11 protein-coding genes are annotated in these 11,273 nt (G+C 72.2%); 9 read left to right on the top strand and 2 right to left on the bottom strand.

Annotation, left to right across the window (positions count from 1 at the left end; genetic code table 11):
• Both OZN99_RS16510 and OZN99_RS16505 read left to right on the top strand, forming a co-directional pair.
• The coding region (locus tag OZN99_RS16510) for a hypothetical protein (RefSeq protein ID WP_270936357.1) at positions 1-863 on the top strand (863 nt) is incomplete at its 5' end.
• Positions 864-929: 66 nt separating this feature from the next.
• Positions 930-1,718: an enoyl-CoA hydratase-related protein gene (locus OZN99_RS16505; RefSeq protein WP_270936356.1), complete on the top strand. Its 789-nt coding sequence runs from the start codon at positions 930-932 to the stop codon at positions 1,716-1,718.
• 10 nt (positions 1,719-1,728) lie between these two features.
• Here OZN99_RS16505 and OZN99_RS16500 read toward each other — a convergent pair whose 3' ends face one another.
• Positions 1,729-2,292, bottom strand: coding sequence for a nucleoside 2-deoxyribosyltransferase (locus tag OZN99_RS16500; protein WP_270936355.1), 564 nt, complete (start codon positions 2,290-2,292; stop codon positions 1,729-1,731).
• A gap of 94 nt (positions 2,293-2,386) precedes the next feature.
• Here OZN99_RS16500 and OZN99_RS16495 point away from each other — a divergent pair, with 94 nt between their 5' ends.
• Genes OZN99_RS16495 through OZN99_RS16470 form a run of 6 tightly spaced genes read left to right on the top strand, consistent with a single transcriptional unit; the run spans position 2,387 to position 7,866 of the window.
• Entirely contained in the window at positions 2,387-3,190 is an 804-nt protein-coding gene (locus tag OZN99_RS16495) for an alpha/beta hydrolase (protein ID WP_270936354.1), read from the top strand.
• A 44-nt stretch (positions 3,191-3,234) separates the two neighbouring features.
• Positions 3,235-4,461: an ABC transporter substrate-binding protein gene (locus OZN99_RS16490; protein WP_270936353.1), complete on the top strand. Its 1,227-nt coding sequence runs from the start codon at positions 3,235-3,237 to the stop codon at positions 4,459-4,461.
• Between the two features lie 51 nt (positions 4,462-4,512).
• Entirely contained in the window at positions 4,513-5,436 is a 924-nt protein-coding gene (locus OZN99_RS16485; protein WP_270936352.1) for a branched-chain amino acid ABC transporter permease, read from the top strand.
• On the top strand, positions 5,436-6,380 hold the full coding sequence (locus OZN99_RS16480) for a branched-chain amino acid ABC transporter permease (protein ID WP_270936351.1): 945 nt from the start codon (positions 5,436-5,438) through the stop codon (positions 6,378-6,380). Before OZN99_RS16485 ends, OZN99_RS16480 begins: the two co-directional genes overlap by 1 nt.
• A complete protein-coding gene (locus OZN99_RS16475; protein WP_270936350.1) occupies positions 6,377-7,147 on the top strand; it encodes an ABC transporter ATP-binding protein in 771 nt (256 codons plus the stop codon). The genes OZN99_RS16480 and OZN99_RS16475 overlap by 4 nt, the downstream gene beginning before the upstream one ends.
• Entirely contained in the window at positions 7,147-7,866 is a 720-nt protein-coding gene (locus tag OZN99_RS16470) for an ABC transporter ATP-binding protein (protein WP_270936349.1), read from the top strand. Before OZN99_RS16475 ends, OZN99_RS16470 begins: the two co-directional genes overlap by 1 nt.
• Positions 7,867-7,916: 50 nt before the next feature.
• On the opposite strand, the gene OZN99_RS16465 is transcribed toward OZN99_RS16470, so the two are convergent.
• Entirely contained in the window at positions 7,917-8,453 is a 537-nt protein-coding gene (locus OZN99_RS16465) for a YciE/YciF ferroxidase family protein (RefSeq protein WP_270936348.1), read from the bottom strand.
• Between the two features lie 168 nt (positions 8,454-8,621).
• Here OZN99_RS16465 and alaS point away from each other — a divergent pair.
• Positions 8,622-11,273: alanine--tRNA ligase (alaS, locus tag OZN99_RS16460; protein WP_270936347.1), on the top strand; the 2,652-nt coding region annotated here is incomplete at its 3' end.

The following is an 11,273-nucleotide window of genomic DNA, read 5'->3' as shown; positions in this document are numbered from 1 at the left end:
CCGACCCCGCCGAGCCGCCGCCACGCGACGCGCTGGACGAGGCGCTGGCCGACGGCGCGCCGGAGGCCGCCGGCATGGTGGCCGGCGCGATCGAGGACTACGCCGCGGCGCTGGCCGAGGTCGTCCGGCGCTTCCTGACGCTGCCGGAATGGCGGGGCACGCAGCGCATTCTGATCGGCGGCGGGCTGCGCTCCGCCCGCATCGGCGAAGTCGCGATCGGCCGCGCCGCCACGGCGCTGCGCGGCATGGGCATGGATGTGCGCCTGACGCCGATCCGCCACGACCCGGACGAGGCCGGGCTGATCGGCGCCGCGCAGCTGCTGCCGGACGCCGCGCTGCAGGCGGCGGATGCGGTGCTGACGGCGGATCTCGGCGGCACCTCCTTCCGCGCGGGGGTGGTGCTGCCGCGGCTCGGCGTGGCGCCCGACCTGGGCGCCGCCGGCGTCTGGCGCCGGCAGGGCTGGAAGCATGCCGAGGAGGAGGTGGATCGCGCCGCCGCGATCGGCCGCCTGGCGGGGATGCTGAACGACCTGGCCGGCGAGGCGACGGCCGCGGGGCTGGCGCTGGCGCCCATCGTCGCCGTCGTCCTGCCCGGCGTGCTGGATGCGGAGGGGCGCATCCTGCGCGGCGCGGAGAACCTCCCCGGCGACTGGCAGGCCGAGGGTTTCAGCCTGGCCAGCGCCCTCGCGCGGCTGCTGGCGCGTCCGGGCGGCGGGCATCCGGCGGTGCTGCTGCACAACGACGCGGTGGCGCAGGGGCTGTCGGAGGTCCCCTTCCTGCGGGGGGTGGCGCGCTGGGGCGTGCTGACGGTGGGCACCGGCCTCGGCAATGCCCGCTTCACCAACCTGCCCATGCGCGGCTGATCCGGACCGCGGTTTCCCCCTGCGTTGCCCGCGCCTATCCTGCGCCGCCACACACGGGAGCGCCGCATGAGCGAACCACCCATCCTGCTCGCGCGCGATGCTCGGGGCGTGGCGCATGTCACGCTGAACCGCCCGGCGCGGGGCAACGCCTATGACGGCGCGATGCTGGAGGCGCTGACCGAGGGGCTCGAGGCTCTGGCCGGCGATGCCGCGCTGCGCGCCGTGGTGATCCGCGGCGCGGGTCGGCATTTCCAGGCGGGCGCGGACCTCGACTGGCAGTTCGGGCTGACGGAGGCGCCGGCCGAGCGCGCGCTTGCCGCCTCGCTCGCCACCACGCGGGCCATGCAGCGGCTGAACGAGTTCCCCTGCCCCACCTTCGCCGTGGTGCAGGGCGCCTGCTTCGGCGGCGGCGTGGGGCTGGTCTGCTGCGTCGATGTGGCGCTGGCCACGCCGCAGGCGAGCTTCGGCATCACCGAGGTGCGGGTCGGCGTCGTGCCCTCTCCGATCTCGACGCATCTGGTGCATGCGCTCGGCCTCCGCCAGGCGCGGCGCTACGCGCTGACCGGGGAGCGCTTCGACGCAGCGGAGGCGCTGCGCATCGGGCTTGTGCATGAAGTCGTAGCGGCCGAGGCGCTGGAGGCGCGGCTCGGGCAGATCCTCGACGAGACGCTGCTTTCGGCGCCCGGCGCGACGCGGGTAGCGAAGCGCTCGATGCTGGAGGCGAACGGGCTGACGCTGGACGGGCGCGAGATGATGGCGCTGGCGCAGGAAAGCTGGCTGCAGCGCGCCTCGCCGGAAGCCAAGGAAGGGCTGGCCGCCTTCCGCGAGAAGCGCCGGCCCGGCTGGGCGCCCTGACCCGCGCGCCTCAGCGCGTATCGGCCAGGGCGCGGACGCAGGCCTCGAACGCCGTCAGGTCGGTCCAGCGCGCGGCGGGCGGGACATCGCATCGCACCAGCAGGCCGCCGGCCTCCTGGATGCCGCCGTCGATCATCAGGTTGTCGGCCAGGCCGAAATCCTCGACCGCCATGTCCTCCGCGTCGCGCCAGCGACCCTCCGCGTCGCGCCGCACGGCCGGGCCGATGAAGCCGAGGGTGCGCGGTACGAGATCGGCGGCGACGTTGCTGTAGCCCAGCACCTTCTTGCCCAGGGCGCGCATGAAGCCGAGTTCGTAGACGGTGCCCGCATCCGCCGAGGGGCCTCGGAACGGCGTGAGGTTGGCGATCACCGCATCGGCATCGCGCATATGCGCCTCGTTGCGGCGATAGATCCACAGCCAGCGCGGCAGCGCGCCGTCCTCCGGGTGCTGCGGGTGGTTGTCCACGGGGAAGATGCCGGTCAGGCCATGCGCCGCGCAGATCGCGCGCTTGCGTTCGGCCATGGCGAGCGGATCGGGCAGGAACACGTCAGGGCCGGCGAGGTAGACCTTCATGCGGCCACTCTGCCCCGCGCAGGCGCGGTTGCGGAACCGGGGGCTTGCCGCACGCGGGACGGGCAGCGTGCAATGCCCGCCGGAGGCAGGACGGATGGACCTGGAATCCGAGTACAACAACCGCGCCCGCGTACCGGAGCATCCGCGGCACATCGCCGGCTGGGCACGCGACGCCGCTGCCTGGCGCGACGCCTGCCCGGGGGCGGAGCTCGGCCTGGCCTATGGCGCGGGGGAGCGCGAGCGGCTTGACCTGTTCCACCCCGCGGCCGCCGGGGAAGCGCCGCTCGCGCTGTTCATCCATGGCGGCTACTGGAAGGCGCTGGACCGCAGCTTCGCCAGCCACTGCGCGCGCGGGCTGAACGGCCGCGGCGTGGCGGTGGCCGTCCCCTCCTACGCGCTCTGCCCGGCGGTGACGATCGCGGAGATCGTCGCGCAGATGCAAGCGGCCTGCCGCTTCCTGTGGCAGCGGACGGGCCGGCGCATCATGGCGGCGGGCCATTCGGCCGGCGGGCACCTGGCGGCGATGCTGCTGGCGACGGATTGGCGCGGGCTGGACCCGGGCCTGCCGGCGGACCTGGTGCATGCCGCGCTGCCCGTCTCCGGCGTGTTCGAGCTGGAGCCGCTGCTGGCGACCTCGGTGGCGGAGGGGCTGCGGCTGACGCCGGAGACGGCGCGCGCCCTCTCGCCGCGTTTCCTGCCGGCGCCGGGACGGCCGATCCAGTGCCTGGTTGGCGGCGCGGAGAGCGGCGAATACCTACGCCAGAGCCGCGACATGGCCGCCGCCTGGGGCGGCCGTTTCGCCGCGCTGCCCGGCGCCGACCACTTCACCGTCATCGCCCCCTTCGCCGATCCGGCAAGCGACGTCGTGACCATTGCGGAGCGGCTTGCGCGGGGCTGACATTTCAAGCTTAAAGCATCTGCGGGAGACGGAGGAACCTCATCATGACGCATCCGGAGACGGGCTTCGGCCGCCGCGCGCTGCTCGGCGCCTCGGCCTTCGGCGCCACGGCGCTGGCTCTGCCGGGCCTGGCGCGCGCCCAGGCCGCGCCGGTGAAGATCGGCCTCGTCGCGGTGCTGACCGGCCCGCAGGCGGCGCTGGGCACGCATCTGCGCGACGGCTTCCAGCTGGCGATGCGCCACCTGGAGAACCGCCTGGGCGGCCGCCCGGCGGAGGTGCTGGTGATCGACGACGAGCTGCGCCCCGATGCCGCCGTCGGCAAGGTGCGCGCGGCGCTGGAGCGCGACCGCTGCGACTTCATCGTGGGCGTCGTCTTCTCCAACATCCTGGCCGCGATCATCCGGCCGGTGACGGAGACGCAGACCTTCCTGATCAGCACCAATGCCGGCCCCTCGCCCATCGCCGGGCGGGGCTGCAGCCCGTTCTTCTTCGCCACCTCCTACGTCAACGACCAGAACCACGCGGTGCTGGGCGCCGCGGCGAATGACGGCGTGGAGGTCGGCGGCCAGATGCGGCAGATCCGCCGCGCCATCATCATCACACCGAACTACCAGGCGGGCCGCGACGCCGCGGCGGGGTTCAAGTCCACCTTCCGCGGCGAGGTGATGGACGAGATCTACGTGCCGCTGACCACCACCGACTTCTCGGCGGAGCTGGCGCGGATCGCCGCGGCACGGCCGGACGCGATCTACACCTTCATGCCGGGCGGGCTCGGCGTGCAGTTCGTGCGGCAGTACCGCCAGGCCGGCATCACCATCCCCTTCCTCTCCGCCTTCACCGTGGACGAGGCGGTGCTGCCCGCGCAGGGCGAGGCGGCGCTCGGCCTGTTCACCGGCACGACCTGGACGCCGACGCTGCCGACCGAACAGAACGCCCGTTTCGTGAACGATTTCCTTGGCCAGTACAACTACGTGCCGGCGAGCTACGCCGCGCACGCCTATGACAGCGCCTTCCTGCTGGACAGCGCGATCCGCCGCGTGAACGGCAACCTGGCCGACAAGGGCGCGCTGCGCGGCGCGATCCGCGCGGCGGATTTCCGCAGCGTGCGCGGCGGCTTCCGCTTCGGGTCGAACCATTTCCCGGTCCAGGACTTCTGGCTGGCCCGCGTCGGCCGCCGCGCCGACGGGCGCTTTCAGACCGAGCATGTCCGCAAGGTGTTCGAGAACGCGGTCGATCCCTTCGCGGCCGAATGCCGGATGCCGGCGGGCTGACCCTGCCGCCCCGGCGCGCCGCGCCGGGGCAACTTCTCCGCCGGGGCGCGCATGACCACGCAACTCCTGCTGATCCAGGCGCTGAACGGGCTGCAGCTCGGCATCCTGCTGTTCCTGATCGCGGCCGGGCTGACGCTGGTGTTCGGGGTGATGGACTTCATCAACCTGGCGCATGGCGTGCAGTACATGATCGGCGCCTACCTGGCCGCCTGGATCGCCGGCGCCACGGGCAGCTTCTGGCTGGCGCTGCTGCTGGCCCTGCCGCTGGCGCTGGCACTGGGGCTGCTGCTGGAATTCCTGGTGTTCCGCCACCTCTACGACCGCGACCACCTGCAGCAGGTGCTGGCGACATTCGGCGTGATCCTGGTGCTGAACCAGGGCGTGAAGGCGCTGTTCGGCGCGGCGCCGCTGCAGGTGCCGATGCCCGAAGCGCTGACCGGCGGCATCCGGCTGATGGAGGGGCTGCTCTACCCGACCTATCGCATCGCCATCATCGCAGGCGGCCTGGCCACCGCGGGGCTGCTGTGGTGGCTGGTGGAGCGGACCAAGGTGGGCATGCTGGTGCGCGCGGGCGCGACGAATGCGCCGATGGTCGCCGCCCTGGGCGTCGATATCCGGCGGCTGTTCATGATCGTCTTCGGCTTCGGCGCGATGCTCGCGGGCTTCGCCGGCGTGCTGGCCGCGCCGATCCTCTCGGTCGAGCCCGGGATGGGCGACCATCTGCTGATCCTGGCCTTCGTCGTCATCGTGATCGGCGGCATCGGCTCGATCCGCGGCGCCTTCGTGGCCGCGCTGCTGGTCGGGCTGGTGGAGACGCTCGGGCGGTCGCTGGTGCCGGACCTGATGCGGCTGTTCCTCTCGGCGTCTGAGGCGCGGCAGGTTGGCGCGGCCATCGCCTCCATGCTGGTCTACATCGCCATGGCGGCGATCCTGGCCTTCCGCCCGGCCGGGCTGTTCCCGGTGCGCGCCGGCTGATGGCCACGCTGCGCGCCGAGGCGCCCGCCATCCTGCTGCTGCTGGCGCTGGCCGCGGCGCCCTTCGTCGGCTTCGGCGAGGGCTACATGCTCACCCTGCTGGCGCGCGCGATGATCCTGGCGATGGCGGCGGTCTCGCTCTCGCTGCTCGTCGGCGGGGCGGGGCTGGTCTCCATGGGCCATGCCGCGATGCTCGGCTTCGGCGCCTATGCCGTGGTGATCCTGGACGATGCCCGCGTCACCGAGATCGCGGTGGTGCTGCCGGTGGCGATCGCAGCGGCGGCGGGCTTCGCACTGGTGACCGGCGCAGTCGCCATCCGCACCTCCGGCGTCCACTTCATCATGATCACGCTGGCCTTCGGGCAGATGGCCTTCTTCACCGCCAGCTCGCTCGCCGGCTATGGCGGCGACGACGGCTACACGCTGTATTCCCGCACCGAGATCGGCGGGGCGCGCCTGCTGGAGGACCGGCTGGCCTTCCACTTCGTCTGCGTCGGCGCGCTGGCGGGTACCTGGCTGCTGTGCCGTCTCCTGCTCGCCTCCCGCTTCGGCCGGGTGCTGCGTGCGGCGAAGGGCAACCCGCTGCGCGCGCAGGCGCTGGGCTTCGACCCCTACCCCTACCGCCTGGTCGCCTATGTCATCGCCGGCGCGATCGGCGGCGCTTCCGGCTTCCTCTTCGCCAACGCCACGGAATTCGTGGCACCCGCCTATTTCTCCTGGCAGCGCTCCGGCGAGCTGCTGTTCATGGTGATCCTGGGCGGCGTGGCGGGGCTGCACGGCGCGCTGATCGGCGCGCTCGGCTTCGTGCTGCTGGAGGAATGGCTGAGTCACCAGTGGGAGCATTGGCGCATCGTCTTCGGCGTGCTGCTGATCCTGGCGGTGCTGTTCCTGCCGAACGGGCTCGCCGGCATCCCCGGGCAGATTGCGAAGGCGGCGCGGCGGTGACCGACCCGCTGCTCTCGCTGCGCAACCTGCGCAAGCGCTTCGGCGGGCTGGCCGTCACGGACGACGTCTCGCTGGACGTCGCGCCGGGCGAGATCCATGCCGTGATCGGCCCGAACGGCGCCGGGAAGACGACGCTGATCAACGAGATCAGCGGCGTGCTGCGGGTCGATGGCGGGCGGATCGAGTTCGGCGGCCGCGACATCACCGGCCTGTCGATGCCGCGGCGCGCGCGGCTGGGCCTGGCGCGGTCCTTCCAGATCACCTCGGTCGTGCCGGCCTTCACCGCGCTGGAGAACACCGCGCTCGCCGTACAGGCCGGCGCCGGATCCTCCTTCCGCTTCTTCCGCCCGGCGGCCCTGGAGCGCCGGCTGAACGAGCCCGCCCTGGCGGCACTGGACCAGGTCGGCCTTGCCGGCCGCGCACACACGCCGGCCGGTGCGATGAGCCATGGCGAGAAGCGCCAGCTGGAGCTGGCCATCGCGCTGGCGACGCAGCCGCGCCTGCTGCTGCTGGACGAGCCGCTGGCCGGCGCCGGGCCGGAGGAGACAGAGCGCCTGATCGGCATCCTCCGCGGCCTCAAGTCGCGCTACGCGATCCTGCTGGTCGAGCACGACATGCAGGCGGTCTTCGCGCTGGCCGACCGCATCTCCGTCCTCGTCTATGGCCGCGTGATAGCCACCGGGGAGCCGGACGCGATCCGCGGCAATGCCGAGGTCCGTGCCGCCTATCTCGGCGAGGACGACATCCCGCTGGCGGGGGCCGCCTGATGCTGCGGCTGGAACGCCTCGCGGCGGGCTATGGGGGCAGCCAGGTGCTGTTCGACGTCTCGCTGGAGGTCGGGCCCGGCGAGGTGGTGACGCTGCTTGGCCGCAACGGCATGGGCAAGACCACGACGATCCGGGCCATCATGGGGCTGCTGCCCTCGGCGGGCGGGCGGATCTGGGGCGGCGAGGTGCGGGTGGACGGCGCTGTGGTGACCGGCCAGCCGGCACATCGCATCGCGCAGCGCGGCCTGGGGCTGGTGCCGGAGGGGCGGCAGGTCTTCCCGACCCTGACGGTGGAGGAGAACCTGGTGGCCACCGCCGCGAACCGCGGCGGGTCGACCGCATCGCGCTGGACCCTGGAGGCAGTGTACGGCTTCTTCCCCCGGCTGAAGGAACGCCGTTCCAACCCTGGCGCCAAGCTTTCGGGCGGCGAGCAGCAGATGGTCGCGATCGGCCGCGCGCTGATGACGAACCCGCGCCTGCTGATCCTGGACGAGGCGACCGAGGGCCTGGCGCCGCTGATCCGGGCGGAAATCTGGGCTGTGCTGGCGAAGCTGAAGGCGGAAGGTCAGGCGATCCTGCTGATCGACAAGAACCTGTCCGCGGTGCTGCGGCTGGCCGACCGGCATGCGGTGATCGAGAAGGGTCGGACCGTCTGGAGCGGCACCAGCGCGGAGCTGGAGGCGGCGCCGGAGGTGCGAGAGAGCTACCTGCAGGTTTAGGGCGAAGGCAACGTCGCCCTCCCCCACGGCGCGAGGGAGGGCAACGGGTTTCAGGCGGCGCTGCCCTTGCTGCGGCGGGTCGGGTCGTTGGCGGCCTCCCCGCGCAGTGCTGCCGGGTTCACCTGCTGCTCGGCCAGCTGGGTCAGCAGCTCGTCGGTGTCCTTCTCCTCCTTCAGCGTCTGCGCCAGCAGATCCGCGGCGTCCTTCATCCCGCAGGCCTTGGCCATGGCCGTCAGCGTGCCGTAGGCGGCGATCTCGTAGTGTTCCACCTTCTGCGCCGCGGAGATCAGCGCGGCGTCGCGCACCGGGCCCTCGTCGTGCTCGTCCACGATCTCCTCGGCCTCGGCCACCAGGCCCTCCATGGCCTCGCAATCGTCGCCATCCGGGTCCACGCCGACCATCTTGGCCACCCTCTCCAGCCGCTCGACCTGGCGCTGGGTGACCTGCAGGTGCTCCTGGAAAGCCTGCTTGAGGGCGGGGGTGGAAGCCGCTTCGGCCATCTCCGGCAGCGCCTCCAGCAACTGGGTCTCCGCGCTGTAGGTGTCCTGCAGCAATTCGCCCATCAGCGACTTGAAGTCCTCGGCCATGTGGTCGTCCCTCCGGTGGATCTGGTCGCGGCAGCGGAAATGCTGCCGCCTCCACCTCCGAACGGCCCGCCCCGGGGGACGGTTCCGAGCCCGGCCCTCGACGCAGGGGGCGGTGCGCGCTAGTTGAAGCGACTTTTCCCCCCGCGAGACCCCTGGCGACGCAAGGCCATGACCAGCAGCAACGATATCCGCGCGACCTTCCTCGACTACTTCCGCCGCAACGGGCACGAGGTGGTGGAAAGCTCGCCGCTGGTGCCGCGCAACGACCCGACGCTGATGTTCGCGAACTCCGGCATGGTGCAGTTCAAGAACGTCTTCACCGGGCAGGAGCGCCGCCCCTACGTGCGTGCCACCACCGCGCAGAAATGCGTGCGGGCTGGCGGCAAACACAACGACCTGGACAATGTCGGCTATACCGCTCGGCACCACACCTTCTTCGAGATGCTGGGCAACTTCAGCTTCGGCGACTACTTCAAGGACCAGGCGATCGCCCATGCGTGGGAGCTGCTGACCCGCGATTTCGGCCTGCCGAAAGACAAGCTGCTCGTCACCGTCTACTCGGAGGACGAGGAGGCGCCGGCCTACTGGAAGAAGGTTGCCGGCCTGCCGGACAGCCGCATCATCCGCATCCCGACCTCCGACAATTTCTGGCGCATGGGCGACACCGGCCCCTGCGGCCCCTGCAGCGAGATCTTCTACGACCACGGTGACCGGATCGCGGGCGGCCCGCCCGGCTCCGACGACGCGGATGGCGACCGCTTCATCGAGATCTGGAACCTGGTCTTCATGCAGTTCGAGGAAGGGCCGCCCGGCACGCGCGTGCCGCTGCCCAAGCCCTCGATCGACACCGGCATGGGGCTGGAACGCTTCGCCGCCATCCTGCAGGGCAAGCACGACAACTACGACACCGACACGCTGCGCGCGCTGATCCTGGCGAGCGCGGAGGCGACCGGGCAGGACCCGGACGGCAAGTGGCGGAACAGCCACCGCGTGGTGGCTGACCATCTGCGCGCCGGCACCTTCCTGATCTCGGACGGCGTGCTGCCCTCCAACGAGGGGCGTGGCTACGTGCTGCGCCGCATCCTCCGCCGCGCCATGCGCCACGCCCACATGATGGGCGCGCGGGAGCCGCTGCTGCATAAGCTGGTCCCGGCGCTGACCCGCCAGATGGGCGCCGCCTATCCCGAGATCCTGCGCGCCGAGGCGCTGGTGGTGGAGACGCTGCGGCTGGAGGAGACGCGCTTCCGCAACCTGCTGGAGCGCGGCCTCGGCCTGCTGGAGGCAGAGAGCGGCAAGCTGGGCGACAAGGGCGTGCTGCCCGGCGAGGTCGCCTTCCGCCTCTACGACACCTACGGCTTCCCGCTGGACCTGACGCAGGACGCGCTGCGCGGCGAGGGCAAGACGGTGGACGTCGCCGGCTTCGAGGCGGCGATGGCCGAGCAGAAGCGCCGCGCCCGTGCGGCCTGGGCCGGCAGCGGCGAGGCCGCGACGGAGACGCTGTGGTTCGACCTGAAGGAGAAGGTCGGCGCCAGCGAATTCCTCGGCTACTCGACCGAGACGGCGGAGGGCGAGATCGTCGCCATCGTCCGCGACGGCCAGGTGGTGGACAGCGCCCCGGTCGGCGCCGAGGTCGCGGTGGTGCTGAACCAGACGCCCTTCTACGCGGAAAGCGGCGGCCAGGTGGGCGACACCGGGCTGATCTCGGCGGGCGAGGCCTGCCGCATCGTGGTGCGCGACACCCAGAAGAAGCTCGGCGAGCTGTTCGTGCATCTCGGCGTCGTCGCGCATGGCGAGGCAAGGGTCGGGCTGCCGGTGCAGGCGGAGGTCGATCATGCACGGCGCGGCGCGATCCGCGCGCACCACTCGGCCACGCACCTGCTGCACGAGGCGCTGCGACGCCGATTGGGCACGCATGTCGCGCAGAAGGGATCGCTGAACGCGCCGGACCGGCTGCGCTTCGACGTCTCGCACAACGCCCCGATGACCGACGAGGACCTGGCCTGGGTCGAGACCGAGGTGAATGCCCGCGTGCGGGAGAATGCCGAGGTCGTGACGCGCCTGATGACGCCGGAGCAGGCGGTCGCCGCGGGCGCCATGGCGCTCTTCGGCGAGAAGTATGGCGAGGAGGTGCGCGTGGTCGGCATGGGCCACGACGCCGGCGCCACCGAGAAGCACGGTGTCTATTCGCTGGAGCTCTGCGGCGGCACGCATGTGCGGCGCACCGGCGACATCGGCCTGTTCCGCATCGTGAGCGAGGGCGCGGTCAGCGCCGGCGTCCGCCGCGTGGAGGCCGTTACCGGGGAAGCCGCGCTGAAGGTGATCGAGGAGCGCGACCGCCAGCTCAACGAGGCCGCGGCCGCGCTCAAGGTGCGCGCGAGCGAGTTGCCGGAGCGCGTGACGGCGCTGCTGGAGGAGCGCCGCAGGCTGGAGCGCGAGGTGGCGGAGCTGCGCAAGAAGCTGGCGACCGGCGGTGCGGCCGCGGAGGTCGAGACCATCGCCGGCCTGCGCGTGGCGCTGCGCGACGTGGGCGAGGTACCGGCGCGCGACCTCAAGGGCCTGGCCGAGGCCATCCTGAAGGGCGGCACGGCCGACATCGCGGTGCTGGTCAGCAGCGAGGGCGGCAAGGCCAGCATCGTCGCCGGGCTGGGCGAGGCCGCGAAGGGCAAGGCCGATGCCGTCACCCTGGTGCGTGCCGCGGCGGCCGCTGTGGGCGGCAAGGGTGGCGGCGGCCGGCCGGAGATGGCGCAGGCCGGCGGTCCGGACGCCGCCAAGGCGGCCGAGGCCCTGGCGGCGGTGCGCGAGGTGCTGGCGCACGGCGTC

The sequence above is a fragment of the Falsiroseomonas oryzae genome (assembly GCF_027856955.1).
GTDB lineage: Bacteria > Pseudomonadota > Alphaproteobacteria > Acetobacterales > Acetobacteraceae > Falsiroseomonas > Falsiroseomonas oryzae.
Note: the sequence above shows the minus strand (reverse complement) of the source record. Positions and strands in the feature narration are given on the sequence as shown.